Below are 21,934 nucleotides of genomic sequence, written 5' to 3' on the forward strand. Positions count from 1 at the left end.
TCTACTGCCGGAAACACCGGCACTTTCAATCTCTGCAGGAGTTTCAATGCAAAAAAACCTGATCGCCTTGGGCGCCGCGTTGCTGTGTGCCGCCGGGGCCCATGCCCAAAGTTCTGTCCAGGTCACTGGTCTGGTGGACGTGTTTGCCGGCTCCATGAAAATGGCGGGCGATGCCAAGAGCAAGTCCGTGGTCGACAGCGGCGGCCTGACCACCTCGTGGTTTGGCATCAATGGCACCGAAGACCTGGGCGGCGGCCTGAAGGCCCATTTCAACCTGACCTCGTTCTTCCAGGCGGATACCGGCACGCAAGGCCGTTTCGCGAACGACACGTTCTTCTCGCGCGATGCCAACGTCAGCCTCTCGGGCGGCTTCGGCTCGGTGCTGCTGGGCCGCTGGATGGCGCCCAACTTCCTGCCTTCGGTGGTGGGCAACCCGCTGGGTGATTCGTTCGTCTTCTCGCCGCTGATCCTGCACAAGGATGTGCCGCTGTTCAACGGCACCGGCTGGCGTTCCATGACCCCCGCCGACACGGGCTGGAGCAACCAGATCGTGTATTCCACGCCCGACATCGGCGGCTTCAAGGCCAACCTGCAATACCAGTTTGGCGAACAGGCGGGCAAAGGCGGAAAGAACAACATCGGCGCCAATTTCTTTTACTTTGGCGGCCCGCTGACCCTGACCGGTTTCTATGAAAACGCCGACCTCAACAACCCGGTTAACACGCTGCTGGCCAATAACCAGAAATACTGGATGCTGCTGGGCGCCTACGACTTCGGCATGGTCAAGCCCTACCTGAGCTATGGCGAAAAGAAGATCGACGACACCGCCTCCACCAAGGGCAAGACCTACCAGCTGGGCGCCTCTGCGCCCCTGGGCGGTGGCAAGCTGCTCGCCGAGTGGGTCAAGACCGAGTGGTCCACCCCCGACGTGAGCCGCAAGACCTTCACGCTGGGCTATGACTACAACCTGTCCAAGCGCACCGATGTGTATGCCATGTACATGAACGACAAGATCACCAGCCAGACCAATGGCAACAGCTTCGGCCTGGGCATCCGCCACCGTTTCTGATGACCGCGCCCCCGGGCGCAGGCAAGGCACGGCAGAGCCATCTGCCGTGCCTTTTTTCATGCCGTGGCGGTTCAGCCGTCACCGCAAGGAATTGAGCCAACACCGCCTCAAGCGATTGTCAATCAAGCGCCAATAGCTATAAAACCAGGAGCGCCCTGAAGTCATTCACATTGGTATGGGTGGGGCCGGTGATGACCAGATCGCCCAGCGCCTCGAAGTAGCCATAGGCATCGTGGCGGTCCAGGTGGTCGGCCACCCGCAATTGCGCGGCTGCGGCGCGGGCCAGCGTGTCGGGGGTCACCAGCGCGCCCGCGTTGTCTTCGATGCCGTCGATGCCATCGGTGTCGGCCGCCAGCGCCCACACGCCATCGATGCCCTGCAGCGCCTGCGCCAGCCCCAGGCAAAACTCGCCGGCACGCCCGCCGCGACCGGGGGCTGCACCCTCGCGGCGCGGGCCCACCGTGACCGTGGTTTCGCCTCCGCTCAGGATCACGCAGGGCCGTGCAAACGGCTGGCCGCGCAGCGCCACGCCACGCGCCAGTGCCGCATGCACCCGCCCGACATCGCGGGACTCGCCTTCGATCTCGTCCGACAGGATGTAGGCCGCCAGGCCCGCACCGCGCGCTGCCGCTGCCGCCGCCTCCAGTGCCTGCCAGGGCGTGGCCACCAGGTGCACGGAATGCCCTGCAAACACGCCGTCCGCGGGCTTGGGTGTCTCCAGCACGCCGTTTTGCAGGGCCTGGCGCACGGGCAGCGGCACGTCGATGCGGTAGCGCGCCAGAATCTCCAGGGCGTCGGCACAGGTGGTGGCGTCCGGCACCGTGGGGCCGCTGGCGATGACGGAGGGGTCATCGCCGGGCACGTCGCTGATGGTGAGCGTGACCACCCGCGCCGGCGCGCAGGCCGCGGCCAGGCGGCCGCCCTTGATGCGGGACAGGTGCTTGCGCACGCAATTCATCTCGCCAATGCTGGCACCGCTTTCCAGCAGGGCGCGGTTGATGTGCTGTTTGTCTTCCAGCGCCAGGCCGTCGGCGGGCAGCGTGAGCAAGGAGGAGCCGCCACCCGAAATCAGGCACAGGACCAGGTCATCGGCCGTCAACCCGGCGGTGAGCCCCAGCATGCGCTCTGCCGCCGCCATGCCCGCCGCATCGGGCACGGGGTGCGCGGCCTCGACCACCTCGATGCGCTGCGCCAGCCCCTGCGGCCGTGGCGGCAGATGGCCGTAGCGCGTCACTACCAGGCCCGACAGAGGTGCGTCGGCAGGCCACAGGGCCTCCAGCGCCTGGGCCATGGAGCCCCCCGCCTTGCCGGCGCCCAGCACCAGCGTGCGTCCGCGCGGCGGCGCGGGCAGCCAGGCCCGCATGCCGTGCAGTGGCTGGGCACTGCGCACGGCGGTTTGGAAGAGCGCTTGCAAGAATGCGCGCGGCTGGGAACGAAAGTCCGGCAGGCTCGCGCCCGAAACGTCAGAAGGTGCTGGCATGGCAGGCATTGTCGCCGCAGTCGCGCGCTGCGCGAAGCGGCAGCCTACGCCCGGCCCGGCCAGCCCCCTCAGTTTTGCGCGCCCGTGCTTGCGGCGCTGGCAACCGCATCGCGCCAGCCGCCGCCCAGCGCCTTGTACAGCGCCACCTGGTTTTGCCGCTGGGCCAGCTGGGTCTGTGCCAGCGCCTGCTGCGTGGCAAACAGGGCGCGCTGGGCATCGAGCACATCAAGATAGCTGGCCACGCCGTTGCGGTAGCGCAGATCGGCCAGGCGGAAGCGGTCGACCTCGGCGGTGGCCTGCTCCTGCTGGGCCCGCACCTGCTCGCCCAGGGTGGCGCGGCCCGCCAGGGCGTCGGCCACTTCACGGAACGCGCTCTGGATGGCCTTGTCGTACTGGGCCACCGCAATCTCGCGCCCGGCACGGGCCGAGTCGAGCCCGGCCTGGTTGCGCCCGGCATCAAAAATGGGCAGCACGGCCTGAGGGGCCAGCGTCCAGCCCCACGAGCCGCTCTTGAACAGGCCTGACAGCGCATTACTGGCGGTGCCTGCGCTGGCCGTGAGGGCGATGCGCGGAAAGAACGCGGCCCGCGCCGCACCGATGTTGGCGTTGGCCGCGATCAGCTGCTGCTCGGCCTGGCGGATGTCGGGGCGGCGTTCCAGCAGATCGGACGGCATGCCTTCGGGCACGTCGCGCAGGGCCACCGCGCGCTCATCGCCCTGCGGCGTGGGCAGCAGCCGCTCGGGCAGGGCCTGCCCCACCAGCAGCGTGAGCGCGTTCACATCGAGCGCGCGCAGGCGTTGCTGCTGGGCCAGGGTGGAACGCGCGGCAGCCGTCAGGGATTCGGCCTGCCGCAGGTCCAGGGCCGAGGTCACGCCCTGGTCAAAGCGCAAGCGGTTGAGCCGCAAGGAGTCGTCCCGGGTGGCCAGGGTGCGCTGCGTCAGGGCCAGCAGTTCTTCGTTGGTCTGCAGGCTCAGCCAGGTGCTGACCACCGAGGCGACCAGGCTGGTCTGCACCGCACTGCGCGCCTCCTGCGTGGCCAGGAACTGCGCCAGGGCCGCTTCCTTCAGGCTGGCCACGCGGCCAAAGAAGTCGATTTCCCAGGATGCCATGGCCAGGCCGGCGGTGTAGGTGCTGCTGATCCTGCCGCTGCCATCGGTGGCCGGCTGGCGGTTGCCCGTGGCGGCGGCGTTGATGGTGGGCAACTGGTCGGCCCGGCGGATCTGGTACTGGGCGCGGGCCTGCTCGATGGAGAGCATCGCCACGCGCAGGTCGCGGTTGTTTTGCAGCGCCAGCGCCACCAGCTCGCGCAGGCGCGCGTCACCCACGAAGTCCTGCCAGGGCAGATCGGCCGCCGCGGTGGTGCCTGTGGCGGCTGCGGCGGCCGTGGTGCCTTGTGCGGCGCCCACGGCGGGCCATTGCGCCGCCACGGGGGCCGCGGGCCGCTCGTAGGTGGGCATCATGGAGCAGCCGGCCAGCAGTGCCGCGGCGGCAAGCACCGTGGCAGCAGGCAGGCGGGCCGCGCAAGCGCCGGCAGTCCGGCGGGGCGTGAAAACATTAAGCATGGGAGTCCCCTGTGCCAGCCTGGTGGGAATGCTGGGCATCAAATTGCCGCTGGCGCTGGCTGCCCTTGAACAGGCTGCGCACCACCACGAAGAAGATCGGCACGAAAAACACGGCCAGGAAGGTGCCCACCACCATGCCGGAGATCACGCCCGTGCCAATGGCGCGCTGGCTCGCCGAGCTGGCGCCCGAGGCGATGGCCAGTGGCACCACACCCAGGATGAAGGCCAGCGAGGTCATGACGATCGGGCGAAAGCGCAGATGGGCCGCGGCCAGCGCCGACTCGATGACGCCCTTGCCCTGCGCCTGCAGGTCTTTCGCGAACTCGATGATCAGAATGGCGTTCTTGGCCGACAGGCCGATGATGGTGATCAGCCCCACCTGGAAGTACACGTCATTGGTCATGCCCCGCAGGCTGATGCCCAGCAGCACGCCCAGCACCCCCAGCGGAACCACCAGAATCACCGACAGCGGAATCGACCAGCTCTCGTACAGCGCCGCCAGGCACAGGAACACCGCCAGGATGGCAAAACCGTACAGCACGATGGCCTGCGAGCCGGCGAGCTTTTCTTCGCGCGACTGCCCCGTCCATTCAAAGCCGAAGCCGGCCGGCAGCTGTGCGGCCATGCGCTCCATCTCGGCCATGGCCTCGCCGGTGCTGTAGCCAGGGGCCGCGCCACCGGCAATGCGCATGGCGGGGTAGCCGTTGTAGCGCACGGTCTGCATGGCACCGCTGACCCAGCGTGTGGTGGCAAACGATGACAGCGGCACGGCCTTGCCCTGGCTGTTCAGTGCCGTGAGCTGGAGGATGTCCTCGGGCTGCATGCGGGCCTCGGCCTCGGCCTGCACCACCACCCGCTGCAGACGCCCGGCGTTCGGGAAGTCGTTGATGTAGGCCGAGCCCAGAGCGGTAGAGATGGCATTGTTGATGGCGGCAAAGCCCACGCCCTGGGCGCTGGCCTTGTCACGGTCGATGTCCACCTGCAGTTGCGGCGCGTCTTCCAGGCCGTCGGGTCGCACGCCCGCGAGCACCTTGCTCTTGGAGGCCATGCCCAGCATCTGGTTGCGGGCCGCCACCAGCGCATCATGGCCGTTGCTGCCACGGTCCTGCAGGCGGAAGGTGAAGCCTGAACTCACGCCCAGTTCGGGAATGGGCGGCGGGCTCAGCGCAAAGATGAACGCATCGCGCACGCCCGACAGCGCACCCATGGCACGCCCTGCAATGGCTTCGGCCGTGTGCGCGGCACCGGTGCGCTCAGACCAGTCCTTGAGCGTCACGAACGAGAGACCGGCGTTCTGCCCCTGGCCGGAGAAGCTGAAGCCCAGCACGGCGACGATGTTCCTGACTTCCGGCTGCTGCAGCATGAAGCCCTCGACCTTTTCCACCACGGCCTGGGTGCGCTCGAGCGTGGCGCCAGGCGGCAGCTGGATGTTGACCAGCAGGTTGCCCTGGTCTTCGTTGGGCAGGAACGAGGTGGGCAGGCGCATGTACAGCACGCCCACGGCGGCGATCAACGCCACATAGATGACCATCATGCGGCCGCCACGGCGCAGCAGCTTGGCCACCCAGCCTTCATAGCCCTTGGCACCGCGGGCGAAGCTGCGGTTGAACCACCCAAAAAAGCCCGTCTTCGAGTGCCCATGCCCGGCCTCGACCGGCTTGAGCAGCGTGGCGCACAGCGCGGGCGTGAGCGACAACGCCATGAAGGCAGAAAAGGCGATGGACACGCCCATCACCGCCGAGAACTGGCGGTAGATGTTGCCCACCGAGCCGGCAAAGAAGGCCAGCGGCAAAAACACCGAGATCAGCACCACGGTGATACCGATGATGGCGCCCGAGATCTGGCCCATGGCCTTGCGGGTGGCCTCCAGCGGCGGCAGGCCTTCCTCGTTCATGATGCGTTCGACGTTTTCCACCACCACGATGGCGTCGTCCACCACGATGCCGATCACCAGCACCATGCCGAACATGGTCAGCACGTTGATCGAAAAACCCATGGCCAGCAATGCGCCGAAAGTGCCCAGCAGTGCCACCGGCACCACGATGGTCGGGATGACGGTATAGCGGAAGTTCTGCAGGAACAGGAACATCACCAGAAACACCAGCGCGATGGCTTCCAGCAGGGTCTGAGCCACCTGCTTGATGGAAATCTTGACGAAGTCGGAGCTGTCGTAGGGGATGGTCCAGCTCACGCCCGGCGGAAAGTATTTTTCCAGCTCGGCCATGCGGGTCTTGACGGCCGTGGCTGCGGCCAGGGCGTTGCCCGAGGGCGACAGCTGCAGTCCCATGCCGGTGGCCGGCTTGCCGTTCAGGCGCGCGGTGGTGGCATACGACTGGGCACCGAGCTCGATGCGCGCCACATCCTTGAGGCGCACCGTGGAACCGTCGGCATTGGCGCGCAGCACGATGTCGCCAAACTCCTTCGTCGAGCTGATCTGCCCCGGCACCACCACGGTGGCCGAGATGCTCTGGCCGCTCAGGTTGGGCAATTCGCCCAGGCTGCCGGCCGAGACCTGTGCGTTCTGCGCCTGGATGGCGCTGGCCACATCGGCGGCAGACAGGTTGTAGCCCTGCAGCTTGGCCGGATCGACCCAGACGCGCATGGCGCGCTCGGCACCGAACAGCTGCACCTGGCCGATGCCGGGCACGCGCTGCAGTTCCGGCACCACGTTGCGTGCGGCGTAATCACTCAGTGCATTGACGTCGAACTTGGGGTCCGACGAAGACAGCATGGTGAACAGAAGGAAGTTGCTGCGCGACTTGTCCACGCGCACGCCCTGCTGGGTCACCACGGCAGGCAACCGCGGCGTGGCGCGCGACAGGCGGTTTTGCACCTCGACCTGGGCCAGATCGGGATTCGTGCCCGGCTCGAAGCTCAGCGTCAGGGTGCCGGTGCCGTTGGCCTGGCTCACCGCTTCCATATAAGCGAGGCCGGGCGCGCCATTCATTTCGCGCTCGATCACGGCCAACACGCTGTCTTCCAGCGTCTGTGCCGAAGCGCCCGGATAGGCGGCGGTGACCACGATGCTCGGAGGCGCCACGGAGGGATACTGCGACACCGGCAGCCGGGTGATCGACACGGCGCCCAGCACCATGATGAACAGGGCAATCACCCACGCAAAGATGGGACGGTCAATAAAGAACTTGGCCATGGGGATGGCTCCTTATTTCTGGCCGGCGCTGGCGGCCGCAGCGGGAGCGCTGGCAGTCACAGCGGGGGCGCTAGCCGCTGACGCAGCCGCCGGAGCAGCGGCGCTGCCAGGGGCCTGCCACGGCACCGCCTTCACCGGCGTGCCAGGCGGCATCATCTGCAGCTTCTGGAAGCCATCGACCATGACCTGCTCGCCTTCTTTCAGGCCTTCGAGCACGATCCACTGGTTGTTGCGCGCGGCACCCACCTTCACCGTGCGCTGGCTGGGCTTGCCGTCGGCGCCCACCACCGTGATGCGGTCGCCCTGCTGGGTGCGCGTCACGGCCTGTTGCGGCAGCGTGATGGCGTTGGCCACCTCGGCCTGCTCCAGCCGCACGCGCACATACAGGCCCGGCAGCAAATCGCCCTGGGGGTTGGGCACCTCGGCGCGCAGCGTGATCTGGCCCGTGCTGGCGTCCACCGTCAGGTCCGAAAACAGCAGCTTGCCGGGGCGCGAGTACTCGCTGCCATCTTCCAGCACCACGCGCACGCTGGCCGCATCGCTGCCCCCGGCGCGCTGAAGCTGGCCGTCGGCCATGGCGCGGCGCAGCTTCATCACCTCGCCTGCCGACTGGGTGAAATTGACATACACCGGATCGATCTGCTGGATCACGGCCAGTTGCGTGGCCTCGCCTTGCCCCACCAGCGCGCCTTCGGTGACCAGGGCGCGGCCGATGCGGCCCGAAATCGGCGCCGTGACGCTGGCGTAATTCAGGTTGATGCGCCCCGTCTGCACCGCGGCCTTGCCGGCGGCGACATCGGCCTCGGCCTGCTTGTGCGCGGCCACGGCGTTGGCGTATTCCTGCTGGCTGACCGCGTTGGCGGCCAGCAGCGGCTTGTAGCGCTCTGCCAGCGCGGCGGCCTGGGTCAGGTTGGCCTGGGCCCGTGCCAGCGTGGCCTCGGCACTTTGCAGGGCTGCCGCGTAGGGGGCGGGGTCAATTGCAAAAAGTGGCTGACCGGCCTTCACGTCACTGCCTTCACGGAACAGCCGCTTTTGCAGAATGCCGGCCGCCCGGGCCCGCACCTGGGCCACGCGCGAGGCTTCCAGGCGCCCGGGCAGTTCGGTGACCAGGCCCACATTGCCCGGCGTTGCCACGACCACACCCACTTCGGGTGCTGGCATGCCGCCACCGGCCGCTGCCGCTGGCGCCTCGGACTTGCCACAGGCTGCCAACAGCAATACAACGGACAGGCCACCCGCCGCAACGCCCAGGCGCACCAGCGCAGGGGACGAAGCAGAGGCAACAACGGGGGCAGTCTTGACATGGCGCAAGGCAGACATGGTGTTCCTTGGAGAAAAAGGCGCGGTGAATCCGCAGATGGAGTCAGTCTAGTGTGGCTCGGCGTTCAGCGCACAGGACCGCAGCACGGTAACGAAGTGCTGCATTAAAACATACATACATTCAAGAATGTATGTATAGTGGCAAAAGCACCCCTACCAGTGAAAGGTATTCCATGGCCCGCCGCACCAAGGCAGACGCACAGACCACGCGCAACAACCTGCTCGATGCTGCGGAACAATTGTTTCAATCGCGTGGCGTTTCACACACCTCCCTCAATGACATTGCGGTGGCGGCAGGTACCACGCGGGGAGCGATCTATTGGCATTTCAAGGACAAGGCCGACCTGTTCAACGCCATGATGGAGCGCGTGACCCTGCCGCTGGAGCAGACCCTGGTGGCGGCCTATGTGGAGCAATCGCCCCACCCCGTGGCCGAGATCCGCAGCGCCATGCTGGATGCGCTGCACCTGATCGCCACCGACGCGCAGACACAGCGCGTGCTGCAAATCGCCACCCACCAGGTTGAATACACCGCCGACATGGGTGCCGTGCTGGAGCGCCATCTGAGCGTGCACGACGGCTGCGTGGCGCGCAACCATGTCGCGCTGCAAAGGGCCTTCGCCGCCCGCAGCCAGCCCCCGCCGGTGCCGCTGGACTGCGCGGCCCGGGGCCTGCAGGTGCTGATCGAGGGGCTGGTGCACCAGTGGCTGCTCAACCCCGCCGCGTTTGACCTGCAGGCCAACGGCCGGGCTGCGCTGGACGTCTACCTGACGGGTCTGGGCCTGCAGACCAGCACCCCCACCTGATCACTGCGCGGGGGCACCCGCCGCGTACCAGCGCCCGATCAGTGCGCGTTCAGCGTCGGTCATCTGCGTGGCATTGTTCATGGGCATGAGCTTTTGCACCACCACCTGCTGGTAAATGGCCTGGGCGTGCTGCTTCGCGCTGCCCGGCGAATCCAGGCGCAGGTTCTTCATCTGCACCTGGGCGCCATGGCACTGGGTGCAGCGCTGCTCCAGCACCGTTTGCACGGATATATAGCCATTTTGGCCTCCAGAGATTATTCCTCCCGCGCCAGAAGCTTCTGCCGCAGGAGCAACACCGGCTGCCGGGCGCATCCACACGATGGCGCCCACGATCACGGCCACGCCCACCAGCGCATACGGCAGCGGATTGCCGCTCTTGCCCAGCTTGTAGCCATGGCGCATCACGAAGAACTGGCGGATGGCCGCGCCTGCCAACATCATGAGGATGAGCACCAGCCAGTTCTGCGGATGGCTCCAGGCAAAGCTGTAGTGGTTGCTCAGCATGGCGAACAGCACCGGCAGCGTGAAGTAGGTGTTGTGCACGCTGCGCTGCTTGCCACGCTTGCCGTGGATGGGGTCCACCGGCTGGCCGGCCTTGATCTGGGCCACCACCGTGCGCTGGCCGGGGATGATCCAGAAGAACACGTTGGCACTCATGGCGGTGGCGAGCATGGCGCCCACCAGCAAAAAGGCGGCACGCCCGGCAAACCAGTCGCAGGCCAGCCAGGAGGCCACGCACACCAACACGAACACCAAGGCGCCCACGATGGCGTCGCCGTTCTTCTTCTGGCCAAAGATGCGGCAGATGGCGTCGTACAGCAGCCAGAACACCACAAAGAACGCCAGCGCCACCACGATGGCCGTGGCGGGCGCCCAGTCCATGCGCGACTTGTCGATGAGGTAGGTGCTGGCGCTGTAGAGGTAGGACATGGTGAACAGCGCAAACCCGCTCATCCAGGTGCTGTAGCTCTCCCAGAAGAACCAGTGCAGGTGGCTGGGCAACCGGGGCGGCGACACCGCGAACTTGACCGGGTGGTAGAAGCCGCCACCGTGCACGGCCCACAGCTCGCCGCTGACTCCCTGCTTTTTCAGCCCATCGTCCTCGGGCGGCGTGAGGCTGCTGTCCAGAAAGACGAAGTAGAACGACGAACCGATCCAGGCAATGGCGGTAATGACATGGACCCAGCGCAGCAACAGGTTGGCCCAGTCGAGAAGATAGCTTTCCATGTCTCAACCCTGGCAGCGCCGGCGCGCTGCGTTGCAAACCTGCTCACCACTGCGGGCGCTCTGAGCAGACAAAAGGGGCCGCGCACCGTGGCAGACATCTGCCGGGGCACCGCTGCGACCCAGACACCTTGCGGTTCGGCACAAAGTGTAAGCAGGAATTTTTCCCGGCTGCGCCCAAACCCGCTTCATCGACCGCTGCAATGGCGCCTGAAAGCTGTTCGCGCCCCCTGCAAGGTCTGCAGCAGCTGCGCGGCCACGGCCACCGCAATCACCTCGGGCTCCTTGCCCACGATGCCCGGCACCCCGATGGGGCAAGCCACCTGCGCCAGCTCTTGCGGCGTGAAGCCCCGCCCGTGCAGCCGGCTCGCAAACGTGGCCCATTTGGTCTGGCTGCCGATCAGCCCGATGAAGGGCAGATCACCCTGGGTGCGCTGGCGCTGCAGGCACGCCGCCACCACGTCCAGGTCTTCGGCATGGCTGAAGCTCATGACCAGCACGCGGCTGCCCGCTGCCAGACGCGGCACCGCCAGATGCACCGGCTCGGAATGCTCGCACACCACATCGCCCGGCGGATGGGCAGGAAAGACACCATCGCGGCTGTCGATCCAGGTCAGCGCAAACGGCAGCGGCGCCAGCACACGCGCCAGCGCATGGCCCACATGCCCGCCGCCAAACAGGGCCACCGGGTGGCGCACGCCGGCCAGGCGCTGCTGCAGGCCTGCCCCATCCTGCGCCCCCACCAACGCAAATCGCAGGTGCATCACGCCGCCACAGCACTGACCGAGGGCAGGCCCCAGTGCGTAACGCAGCTGCGGCGCCCCCAGCCCCCCGCGCAGCCTGCGCCGGGCTTCGGCAATGGCCTGGTGCTCGATATGCCCGCCACCGACCGAGCCCACCAGCTTGTCTTCAAAAACCGACATCCACGCCCCCACTTCCCGCGGGGTAGAGCCTTGTGTAGACTCCACGGTCACCAAACAGGCCGGTGCAGCCTTCAGGCCCTCCAGCAGCAACAGCAGATCAGCCACGGCAAACTTCCCACAGGTTCATTGCACTCCCATGCACAGCGCGCATGCATCGTGCCCACCAGCATAGCGACAACACCATGCCCCCCACCTCGCTCCAACGCTCTTCCCGAACGGGTCGTCACTGGCTCCTGGCCAGCCTCATGGCGGCCGTTGGCGCCATCCTTGCCGCCTGCAAGTCCACCCCTGTCAACGTGCCCCCGCCTCCCGAAAGCCGCTTGCCCAGCGACGATGCTGCGGCGCATTCACTGGGCAAATCGGTAACACCCGGCCCCTCAGCGGCCAGCACCGCGCGGGCCTATCGCCGCGATGCGGCAACCCACCTCTACAACCAGAACAACCAGCGGGTTTTCAAGGGCAAGCTCCCGCCCCTGCTGTACGCCATTGGGGTGCTGGAAGTGGACATCGACCGCAGCGGCCGCATCACCAAATTGCACTGGATGCGCGCCCCGCGCCATGCCCCCGAAGTGGTGGCCGAGATCGAGCGCACCGTGCGTGCCGCCGCACCGTTCCCGGTACCCGCCCGCATGGGCCGCGTCACCTATACCGACACCTGGCTGTGGGACAAGAGCGGGCATTTCCAGCTGGATACCCTGACCGAAGGTCAGCTTTAAGGACATCCCCCCGGAGGCGCTGCGCGCCTTTCCTGGGGCGTGCCAGCTTCGGCGGGTAGTTCTCATATCACTGCACAGTCATACGCTCATCACGACCCCCGGTAGGTCGAATAGCTCCAGGGGCTCACCAGCAGCGGCACGTGGTAATGCTGGTCGGCATGGGCGATACCGAAGTCCAGGTTCACCTGGTTCAAGAAATTGGGTTCGGGCAGTACCACGCCCCGGGCCTTGAAGTACCCCGCCACGCCAAAACGCAGCCGGTAGGTGCCAGCGCACAGGCTGGCGTTGTCCAACAGCGGCGCATCGGTGCGGCCATCGTGGTTGAGCACCAGCCGCCGGATCAGCGTGGCCTCGTCACCCCGGGTGAAAAACAGCGACACCTCCATGCCAGCCGCGGGGCAGCCATGCATGGTGTCCAGAACGTGGGTGCTCAAGCCCATGGGGAAATCTCCTGAAGGTGGGAAGCCGGCACGGGATACCACAGCCGGCGCCCAAAGTGTAGGCACTGCGGGTCGCGCCACCCCGCATCGGGCCCATGGAATTTTCGCCGACCAGCCCCAGCGCCAAGGCATGGATGCCTGCCGGCGCAGCCCACTGCTTCAACCCGACGCCCGGCTGGCCGGTGATTTGCATGCCTCGGGACACGGGTATCCCGCCCGCCATTCGGCGGCGATACTGCCAGGCAACGCATGATTTCCCACCCCTTTGCCCCCGTCCATGATCTACGACTCCACCCTGCCTTACCCGCGCGACCTGATCGGCTACGGCAAGAACCCGCCCCACCCGCGTTGGCCCGGCGGCGCCCGCATTGCAGTGCAGTTTGTGCTGAACTACGAAGAAGGGGGCGAGAACGCCGTGCTGCACGGCGATGCGGGCAGCGAGCAGTTTTTGTCGGAAATGTTCAACCCCGCCAGCTACCCCGAGCGGCACATGAGCATGGAAGGCATCTACGAATACGGTTCGCGTGCCGGGGTGTGGCGCATCCTGCGCGCGTTTGAAAAGCGCAAGCTGCCGCTCACGGTGTTCGGCGTATCGACGGCGCTGCAGCGCCACCCCGGGCTCACGGCCGCTTTCGTGGAGCTGGGCCACGAGATCGCCTGCCATGGCCTCAAGTGGATCCACTACCAGCACATGCCCGAGGAAATCGAGCGCGCCCACATGCAGCAGGCCATGGAAATCATCGAACGCCTGACTGGAGAGCGGGCCCTGGGCTGGTACACCGGCCGCGACAGCCCCAACACCCGCCGCCTGGTGGCCGACCATGGCGGCTTTGCCTACGACAGCGACTACTACGGCGACGACCTGCCCTTCTGGATGAAGGTGCGGCGCACCGACGGCACGGCGGTGCCCCAGCTCATCGTGCCCTACACGCTGGATTGCAACGACATGCGCTTTGCCCTGCCCCAGGGCTACTCGCACGCCGACCCGTTTTTCCAGTACCTCAGGGACACATTCGATGCCCTGTATGCCGAGGGCGACCCGGCCGGCGACGACGCCCCCAAGATGATGAGCGTCGGCATGCACTGCCGCCTGCTGGGCCGCCCCGGGCGCATCACGGCGCTGCAGCGTTTTCTGGACCACATCGCGCAGCACGACAAGGTGTGGGTGGCCCGGCGCATCGACATTGCGCGCCACTGGGCGCAGCACCACCCAGCGCCTGCGCCATGAGCCCAATTGACATCCAGCGCTTACCTCATAAGCGAAAGCAGATCACTTTGTAAAAGCCAACACCATGCCCCTGACTCTGGAACAACTCAACACCGCCAGCGCGGCTGATGCCCTGCAATGGCTGGACGGACTGTACGAACACTCGCCCTGGATTGCCGAGCAGGCGCTGGCGCGGCGGCCTTTTCGCTCGCTGGCCCACCTGAAGCACGCCATGGCGCAAGCCGTGCGCACCGCCCATGCTGACGTGCAGCTGGAACTGATCCGTGCCCACCCCGAACTCGCAGGCAAGGCCATGGTGGCCCAAAGCCTCACGGCAGAATCCACCCACGAGCAGAGCAAGGCGGGCCTGACGCAGTGCACGCCCGAGGAGTTGGAGCACATCCAGCAGCTCAATGCCGCATACAACGAGCGCTTCGGCTTCCCCTTCATCCTGGCCGTCCGCGGGCCGCGCGGCACGGGCCTGGCCCAGCGCGAGATCATCGACACCTTTGCCCGGCGGCTCGATAACCACCCCGAGTTCGAGCGGGCCGAGGCCCTGCGCAACATCCACCGCATTGCCGAGATCCGCCTGAACGACAAGTTCGGCGCCGAGCCCCTGCTGGGCGGCGACGTGTGGGACTGGCAAGAGCAACTGGCCGAACACTCCGACCCCGGCTTTGCCGAAAAGGGCCAGCTCACCGTCACCTACCTCACCGACGCGCACCGCGCCTGTGCGCAGCGCATCGGCCAATGGATGCGCGCGTGCGGTTTTGACAGCGTGGAGACCGATGCCGTGGGCAATGTGGTGGGCCGCTACCACGGCGCGCAGCCCGCAGCCAAATACCTCATGAGCGGATCGCACTACGACACGGTGCGCAACGGCGGCAAGTACGACGGGCGCCTGGGTATCTTTGTGCCCATGGCCTGCGTGCGCGAACTGCACCGCGCGGGCCAGCGCCTGCCGTTTGGCATCGAGGTGGTGGCGTTTGCGGAGGAAGAAGGCCAGCGCTACAAAGCCACCTTCCTCGGCTCGGGTGCGCTCATCGGGCACTTCAACCCCGCCTGGCTGGACCAGAAGGATGCCGACGGCATCACCATGCGCGCGGCCATGCAGCATGCGGGCCTGTGCATCGACGACATAGCACAGCTCCAGCGCGACCCGGCGCAGTACCTGGGCTTCATCGAAGTGCACATCGAGCAGGGCCCGGTACTCAACGGGCTGGACCTGCCCCTGGGCGTGGTCACCTCCATCAACGGCGGTGTGCGCTTTGTGGCCGAGATGATCGGCACCGCCAGCCACGCTGGCACCACCCCCATGGACAGCCGCCGCGACGCCGCCGTGGCCGTGGCCGAACTGGCGCTGTATGTGGAGCAGCGCGCCGCGCAGGATGGCGACGCGGTGGGCACCATCGGCCTGCTGAATGTGCCCGGAGGCTCCATCAACGTGGTGCCGGGGCGCTGCAGCTTTTCACTGGACTTGCGCGCCCCTACCGACGCCCAGCGTGACGCCCTGGTGCGCGACGTGCTCGATGCGCTGGCGCGCATTGCCCAGCGGCGCGGCCTGCGCTACACGCTGGAAGAATCCATGCGCGCCGCCGCAGCGCCCAGCGCCCCTGCCCTGCAGCACCACTGGGAACGCGCCGTGGATGCCTTGGGACTGCCCGTCTTTCGCATGCCCAGCGGTGCCGGGCATGACGCCATGAAGCTGCATGAAATCATGCCGCAGGCCATGCTGTTCGTGCGCGGGCAAAACTCCGGCATCAGCCACAACCCGCTCGAATCCACCACCCACAACGACATGCAGCTGGCCGTGGACGCCTTCACCCAGGTGCTGCACCAGCTGGCCGAGGAATATCAACCATGACCATCGACTACACCGCGCTCGACGCCTGGATCGACCAGCACTTTGACGAAGAAGTGCGCTTTTTGCAGGCCCTGGTGCGCGTGCCCACCGACACCCCGCCGGGCAACAACGCGCCGCATGCCGAGCGCACGGCCGAGCTGCTCAAAGACTTTGGCTACGAGGCTGAAAAGCACGCCGTACCCGCTGCCGATGTGCTGGCTTACGGCATGGAATCCATCACCAACCTGATCGTGCGCCGGCCCTACGGCGCACCCGGTTCGGGCAGAACCATCGCCTTGAATGCCCATGGCGACGTGGTGCCCCCCGGCGAAGGCTGGACGCACGACCCCTATGGCGCCGAGATCGTGGACGGCAAAATGTACGGCCGCGCCACCGCCGTGAGCAAAAGCGATTTCGCCAGCTTCACCTTTGCCGTGCGCGCGCTCGAAGCCATGGCCAGGCCCACGAAAGGCGCAGTAGAGCTGCACTTCACCTACGACGAAGAGTTTGGCGGCGAACTCGGCCCCGGCTGGCTGCTCAAGCATGGCCTCACCAAGCCCGACCTGCTGATCGCCGCAGGCTTCAGCTACGAGGTAGTGACCGCCCACAACGGCTGCCTGCAGATGGAAGTGACCGTGCACGGCAAGATGGCCCACGCCGCCGTGCCCCACACCGGCGTGGACGCCCTGCAGGGCGCGGTGCACATCCTGAACGCGCTGTATGCGCAAAACGATGCGTACAAGAAGGTCACCTCCAACGTCGCGGGCATCCAGCACCCTTACCTCAACGTGGGCCGCATCGAAGGCGGCACCAACACCAACGTGGTGCCCGGCAAGGTCACGTTCAGGCTCGACCGCCGCATGATCCCCGAAGAAAACCCGGTGGAGGTGGAAGCCACGATCCGCCGCGTGATCGAGCAAGCTGCGGCCGAGCGCGCAGGCATCAGCGTGGACATCAAGCGCCTGCTGCTGGCCAACGCCATGACGCCGCTGGCGGGCAATGCCCCATTGGTACAGGCCATCCAAAAGCACGCCCAGGCCGTGCTAGGCGAACCAGTACCCGCCGTGGGCACGCCGCTGTACACCGATGTGCGCCTGTATGGGGAGCGCGGCATTCCGGGCGTGATCTATGGCGCCGGCCCGCGCACCGTGCTCGAATCGCATGCCAAGCGGGCCGACGAGCGGCTGGATCTGGACGACCTGCGCCGCGCCACCCAGGTGATTGCCCGGGCGCTGAGCGACCTGCTCGCCTGAGCGCTGCGGCAGCGTTCACGCACGCCCAAAGCAATCCTCGGCTGTCAGGATTCATTCAGCCAGAACCGTAACCCGGTTATCCTGTCAGCCAGCTCCATCCCGGGGACATTCCAGTGCCCTGCACCGACCCGGTCGCGACACCTGCGCGACTGTGTGCTCGCCCACCTGGCCGCCGCGCACCCGCGTTCGGCAGGGTGGCGACAGATGCAGGAAAGGAAGGTCCGGCCCATCTGCGCACGGCGGCGCATCCTTTCGCCTGCGCACGAACCGACACATGGGTCCCGTGCCCCCCGAGTGCGCTGGTTTTGCATTCCGCCGACGATTTCCAGGATTTCCGCATGACACAGAACATTTCCGCCGCCGAACAGGCTTTGCGCGACGCTGCGCGCGAATACCACCGCAACCCCACGCGGGGCAAGATTTCGGTCACCCCCACCAAGCCTTTGTCCAACCAGCGCGACCTGTCGCTGGCCTACTCGCCCGGCGTGGCCTACCCCTGCCTCGATATCCAGGCCGACCCCAGCAAGGCCTTCGACTACACCTCGCGCGGCAACCTGGTGGGCGTGATCACCAACGGCACGGCCGTGCTGGGCCTCGGCGACATCGGCCCGCTGGCCGGCAAGCCGGTGATGGAGGGCAAGGGCTGCCTGTTCAAGAAGTTTGCGGGCGTGGACGTGTTCGACATCGAACTGGCCGAGCGCGACCCCGACAAGCTCATCGACATCATTGCCGCGCTGGAGCCCACGCTGGGCGGCATCAACCTCGAAGACATCAAGGCGCCCGAGTGCTTCTACATCGAGCAGAAGCTGAGCAAGCGCATGAACATCCCGGTGTTCCATGACGACCAGCACGGCACGGCCATTATCAGCAGCGCGGCGCTGCTCAATGGCCTGGAACTGGTGGGCAAGGACATTGGCGCCGTGAGGATCGCGGTGTCGGGCGCCGGCGCCGCCGCCATTGCCTGCGTGGGTGTGATGGTGGGCCTGGGCGTGAAGGTGGAAAACATCTTCATGTGCGACTCCAAGGGCGTGATCTATGAAGGCCGCCCCGGTGGCTACGACGAATCCAAGGCCCGTTACGCGCAAAAAACCGAAGCGCGCACGCTGGCCGATGCGGTCCACGGCGCCGACGTGTTCCTGGGCTGCTCGGCCCCGGGCGTGCTCACGGCCGAGATGGTCAAGACCATGGCGGCCCAGCCCATCATCCTGGCGCTGGCCAACCCCGAGCCCGAGATCCGCCCCGAGCTGGCCAAGGCCATCCGCCCCGACTGCATCATCGCCACGGGCCGCTCGGACTACCCGAACCAGGTCAACAACGTCCTCTGTTTCCCCTACATCTTCCGCGGCGCGCTGGACTGCGGCGCCACCAAGATCACCGAGGCCATGAAGCTGGCCTGCGTGCGCCAGATCGCCGACCTGGCCAAGGCCGACATCAGCGAGGAAGTGGCCAGCGCCTATGCGGGCAAGGAGCTGACCTTCGGCCCCGACTACCTCATCCCCACGCCGTTCGACTCGCGCCTGATCCTCAAGATCGCACCCGCCGTGGCCAAGGCCGCGGCCGAATCCGGTGTGGCCACGCGCCCCATCACCGACATGGAGGCCTACAAGGAAACGCTGTCGCGCTTTGTGTACCAGACCGGCATGCTGATGCGCCCCGTGATCAACGCGGCCAAGGCCCTGCCCGATGGGCAAAAACGCGTGGCCTATGCCGACGGCGAGGACGAGCGCGCCCTGCGCGCGGCGCAACTGGCCATCGACGACCACATCGCCCAGCCCATCCTGATCGGCCGCCCCGCCGTGATCGCGGCGCGCATCGCCAAGGCCGGCCTGCGCATGGTGCCGGGCAAGGACGTGGAAATCTGCGACCCCTCGGACGACCCGCGCTTCCGCCAGTACTGGGAGCACTACCACCAGCTCATGAAGCGCAACGGCGCCACGCCCGAAGTGGCCAAGGCCGCCGTGCGCCGCTCCAACACCATCATTGCTTCGCTGATGGTGTCGCTGGGCGACGCCGACGCCATGATCTGCGGCCTGGTCGGCACCTACGAGACACACCTGGAGCGCATCCACAGCATCCTGGGCCGGCAGGCCGGTGTGAACGACTACGCCGCGCTCAACGCCCTGATGACCAACCGCGGCACGCTCTTCATCGCCGACACCTATGTGAACGAAGACCCCACGGCGCAGCAGCTCGCCGACATCGCCTGGATGTCGGTGCAGGAGGTGCAGCGCTTTGGTCTGCCGCCCAAGGTGGCCTTCCTGTCGCATTCGAGCTACGGCTCGTCCAAACGCGCCTCGGCCCGCAAGATGCGCGAGGCGCGCGACCTGTTTGTGGCGGCCCACCCCGAGATCGAGTGCGACGGCGAGCTGCACGGCGACGCCGCGCTGGAGCCGAACATCCGCAACGCCTACATGGCGGACTCCACGCTCACTGATGCGGCCAACCTGCTGATCTGCCCCAACCTGGATGCCGCCAACATCCTCTACAACGTGCTGAAAACCACCACCAGCGGTGGTGTGACCGTGGGCCCCATCCTGATGGGCGTTGCGGCCACGGCCTGCATCCTGACGCCTGCATCCACCGTGCGCCGGGTGTTCAACATGACGGCACTGGCCGTGGCCAGCGCGGCGGCAAGGCCCAGGTAAGGGCAAGGCCCTCTGCTGCCCGAGGCCCGCAGAGGGCGTAACGGTGCGCGGGCGTGCAGTCCGGTGAAATTCAGCCAAAAAGCCTTCCAGTGCACTCAGGTCAAGCGCCAAAAGCTCCTTTTCCAGGAGCGAATACACCACCCACGGTGCCAGGGGAATGCCACCGCTATACTGCCCGCCCCGTTGGACTGCAGGATTGCCTGGCATGCGCTTGACCGCTTTTTTCCACCCACTGGCCACCCGCGGTGCAGTGACCGTTCTGGCAACCCTGGCACTGGCGGCCTGTGGTGGCACCAGCCCCACCCGGCCCGAAACGTCGGCGCAGCCCCCTCTTGCGTCCTCCACCAGTCCCATCCGTGTGGGCATTGCCCTGGGCGGCGGCGCGGCCAAGGGCTTTGCGCACATTGGCGTGATCAAGATGCTGGAGGCCAATGGCCTGGCGCCCGCTGTCATCTCCGGCACCAGCGCGGGCAGCGTGGTCGGAGCGCTGTATGCCAGCGGCATGAATGCCTTCGAGATGCAGGAGAAAGCCGTGGCACTCGACGAAACCCGGATCCGCGACCTGCAGCTGTCTTCGGGCGGTCTGGTGCTGGGCCAGAAGCTCGAAGACTATGTGAACGAGCAGGTGCGCCGCAAGCCCATGGAGCAGATGGCCAAGCCCTTCGTGGCCGTGGCCACAAGGCTCGAAGACGGCGAGCGCACCGTGTTCGCGCGCGGCAACACGGGCCAGGCCGTGCGCGCCTCCAGCAGCGTGCCGGGCGTGTTCCAGCCCGTGACCATCGGCAAATACCATTTCGTGGATGGCGGCGTCGTGAGCCCCGTGCCGGTGGATGCGGCGCGCCAGCTGGGCGCGGACATCGTGATCGCCGTGGACATCTCCAGCAAGGCCCGGGGCAAATCGCCCGGCGACATGCTGGGCACGCTGGGCCAGTCGATTGCCATCATGGGCCAGAAACTGGGCCAGGCCGAACTGGCGCGTGCCGATGTGATCATCCGCCCCCAGGTGCTGGACATCGGTTCGACGGACTTCAGCCAGCGCGCCAATGCCATCTTGGAAGGCGAAAAGTCGGCCCTGGCCGCCATGCCGCAGATCCGCGAACGCATGGCCCAGCTGCAGGCCGAACGCGCCAACGCTGCGCGGCTGGCCCAGCAGAAGACCGCCGAGGCGCAGTACCAGACCTGCTTGGACAGCCGTTCCCGCCTGAAAAAAATCGCGGACCTGGCGCGGCTGGACGATTCCTGCGCGGTGCCAAAGTAGCCGGGCGGCGGGTTGCACGCCGGGCCATGCACCCTTGTTCCCCCACGATGGCCCCTTCGCTGCGCCGGTGTACGCGCGGACGCTTGGGGTACATTCAGCCGGGCTTGCCTCCCCCGCGCTGCCGCCGTCATCCCTGAGCCCGCTTTACCCATGTCGTCACTCTTTTCCGCCATCAAACCCGGCATCAAGCTGTCCGATCAGGTCGCCAGCGCGCTGGAGGCGGAAATCCGCGCAGGCCGGATCCAGGCGGCGCAGAAGCTGCCCACCGAGGCTGCGCTGGCCCAGCAATTCCAGGTCAGCCGCACGGTGGTGCGCGAAGCCGTTTCGCGCCTGAAATCGCTGGGACTGGTGGATTCGCGCCAGGGCAGTGGCGTGTATGTGCAGGCCCCGGGCATCGAACCGCTCCATTTTGACCTGCCGCACTCGGCATCGCGCGAGGCCGTGATGCAGATCGTGGAAGTGCGCAAGGCCCTCGAATCCGAAGTGGCCGAACTGGCCGCGCTGCGCCGCAATCCCGCCGACGTGGCCGCCATTCGCCACGCCATGCGGCAGATTGCCCAGGCCGTGCAGACCGGGCGCGATGGCGTGGAAGAAGATGTGCTGTTTCACCGCGCCATTGCCCGGGCCGCGGGCAATCCCTTCATGATCAGCACGCTGGACTACCTGGCCCAGTTCCTCAAGGGCGCCACGCGCGTGACCCGCGCCAACGAAGCGCGGCGCGCCGACTTTGCCCAGGCCGTGACGCAGGAGCATGAGCGCATCGTGCAGGCCATAGAAGCGGGTGATGCCCCCGCGGCCCGGCATGCCGCTGCCGAGCACATGCGCAACGCACTGTCACGCATCGAGCAGGCCGATCCCGCCTTCTGGGCACAGGACGGCGAGCGGCTGGCCCAGCCGCTGGTACAGGCCTCGCCGCCGCTGCTGTTTTAAGAACGCCACCCCGCATCAGGGTTAACCCGCAACAAGGGCGCCTCCATAAATTTGTATGATAACCATATAAACACACTAACAGAGGTGCAGCGCGTCGCGCTCGCCCT

General features: G+C 66.8%; 16 protein-coding genes. 9 read left to right on the plus strand and 7 right to left on the minus strand.

What is annotated here, in order from left to right:
* Positions 1-46 precede the first annotated feature (46 nt).
* The gene (locus BLW02_RS02025; RefSeq protein ID WP_092696787.1) at positions 47-1,069 is read left to right on the plus strand and encodes a porin; all 1,023 of its coding nucleotides are present in this window, start codon (positions 47-49) and stop codon (positions 1,067-1,069) included.
* A 136-nt stretch (positions 1,070-1,205) separates the two neighbouring features.
* Here the strand turns inward: BLW02_RS02025 and BLW02_RS02030 are convergent, their stop codons facing one another.
* The 4 genes from BLW02_RS02030 to BLW02_RS02045 are packed head-to-tail and all read right to left on the minus strand — an operon-like array spanning position 1,206 to position 8,582.
* Entirely contained in the window at positions 1,206-2,558 is a 1,353-nt protein-coding gene (locus BLW02_RS02030) for a glycerate kinase type-2 family protein (protein WP_425285635.1), read from the minus strand.
* A gap of 59 nt (positions 2,559-2,617) precedes the next feature.
* Positions 2,618-4,111 (minus strand): efflux transporter outer membrane subunit, encoded by a 1,494-nt coding sequence (locus BLW02_RS02035; RefSeq protein WP_092696788.1) that lies wholly within the window; start codon positions 4,109-4,111, stop codon positions 2,618-2,620.
* Positions 4,104-7,262: an efflux RND transporter permease subunit gene (locus BLW02_RS02040; protein ID WP_092696789.1), complete on the minus strand. Its 3,159-nt coding sequence runs from the start codon at positions 7,260-7,262 to the stop codon at positions 4,104-4,106. The genes BLW02_RS02035 and BLW02_RS02040 overlap by 8 nt, the downstream gene beginning before the upstream one ends.
* 12 nt (positions 7,263-7,274) lie before the next feature.
* Positions 7,275-8,582, minus strand: a complete 1,308-nt coding sequence (locus BLW02_RS02045) for an efflux RND transporter periplasmic adaptor subunit (protein ID WP_092696790.1) — start codon at positions 8,580-8,582, stop codon at positions 7,275-7,277.
* A gap of 173 nt (positions 8,583-8,755) precedes the next feature.
* On the opposite strand from BLW02_RS02045, the gene BLW02_RS02050 reads away from it, so the two are divergent.
* A complete protein-coding gene (locus tag BLW02_RS02050) occupies positions 8,756-9,388 on the plus strand; it encodes a TetR family transcriptional regulator (RefSeq protein WP_092696791.1) in 633 nt (210 codons plus the stop codon).
* Here the strand turns inward: BLW02_RS02050 and BLW02_RS02055 are convergent, their stop codons facing one another.
* Positions 9,389-10,615, minus strand: a complete 1,227-nt coding sequence (locus tag BLW02_RS02055) for a urate hydroxylase PuuD (RefSeq protein WP_092696792.1) — start codon at positions 10,613-10,615, stop codon at positions 9,389-9,391. It lies immediately after the preceding gene.
* 185 nt (positions 10,616-10,800) lie between these two features.
* Entirely contained in the window at positions 10,801-11,640 is an 840-nt protein-coding gene (xdhC, locus tag BLW02_RS02060; RefSeq protein WP_092696793.1) for a xanthine dehydrogenase accessory protein XdhC, read from the minus strand.
* Positions 11,641-11,780: 140 nt separating this feature from the next.
* On the opposite strand from xdhC, the gene BLW02_RS02065 reads away from it, so the two are divergent.
* Positions 11,781-12,251, plus strand: a complete 471-nt coding sequence (locus tag BLW02_RS02065) for a hypothetical protein (RefSeq protein ID WP_092696794.1) — start codon at positions 11,781-11,783, stop codon at positions 12,249-12,251.
* 89 nt (positions 12,252-12,340) lie between these two features.
* On the opposite strand, the gene uraH is transcribed toward BLW02_RS02065, so the two are convergent.
* Positions 12,341-12,691, minus strand: coding sequence for a hydroxyisourate hydrolase (uraH, locus tag BLW02_RS02070; RefSeq protein ID WP_092696795.1), 351 nt, complete (start codon positions 12,689-12,691; stop codon positions 12,341-12,343).
* Between the two features lie 277 nt (positions 12,692-12,968).
* On the opposite strand from uraH, the gene puuE reads away from it, so the two are divergent.
* From puuE to BLW02_RS02100, 6 genes are all read left to right on the plus strand, one after another.
* Positions 12,969-13,919 (plus strand): allantoinase PuuE, encoded by a 951-nt coding sequence (puuE, locus tag BLW02_RS02075; RefSeq protein ID WP_092696796.1) that lies wholly within the window; start codon positions 12,969-12,971, stop codon positions 13,917-13,919.
* A gap of 64 nt (positions 13,920-13,983) precedes the next feature.
* On the plus strand, positions 13,984-15,762 hold the full coding sequence (uraD, locus tag BLW02_RS02080; protein ID WP_092696797.1) for a 2-oxo-4-hydroxy-4-carboxy-5-ureidoimidazoline decarboxylase: 1,779 nt from the start codon (positions 13,984-13,986) through the stop codon (positions 15,760-15,762).
* Positions 15,759-16,994 (plus strand): M20 family metallopeptidase, encoded by a 1,236-nt coding sequence (locus BLW02_RS02085; RefSeq protein ID WP_092696798.1) that lies wholly within the window; start codon positions 15,759-15,761, stop codon positions 16,992-16,994. Before uraD ends, BLW02_RS02085 begins: the two co-directional genes overlap by 4 nt.
* Before the next feature lie 338 nt (positions 16,995-17,332).
* Positions 17,333-19,639: an NADP-dependent malic enzyme gene (locus BLW02_RS02090; protein ID WP_092696799.1), complete on the plus strand. Its 2,307-nt coding sequence runs from the start codon at positions 17,333-17,335 to the stop codon at positions 19,637-19,639.
* Between the two features lie 205 nt (positions 19,640-19,844).
* A complete protein-coding gene (locus tag BLW02_RS02095; protein WP_092696800.1) occupies positions 19,845-20,897 on the plus strand; it encodes a patatin-like phospholipase family protein in 1,053 nt (350 codons plus the stop codon).
* Between the two features lie 150 nt (positions 20,898-21,047).
* Positions 21,048-21,827, plus strand: a complete 780-nt coding sequence (locus BLW02_RS02100; protein WP_092696801.1) for a FadR/GntR family transcriptional regulator — start codon at positions 21,048-21,050, stop codon at positions 21,825-21,827.
* The last annotated feature ends 107 nt before the right edge of the window (positions 21,828-21,934 follow it).

It is taken from the genome of Acidovorax soli (genome assembly GCF_900107605.1).
GTDB lineage: Bacteria > Pseudomonadota > Gammaproteobacteria > Burkholderiales > Burkholderiaceae_C > Acidovorax > Acidovorax soli.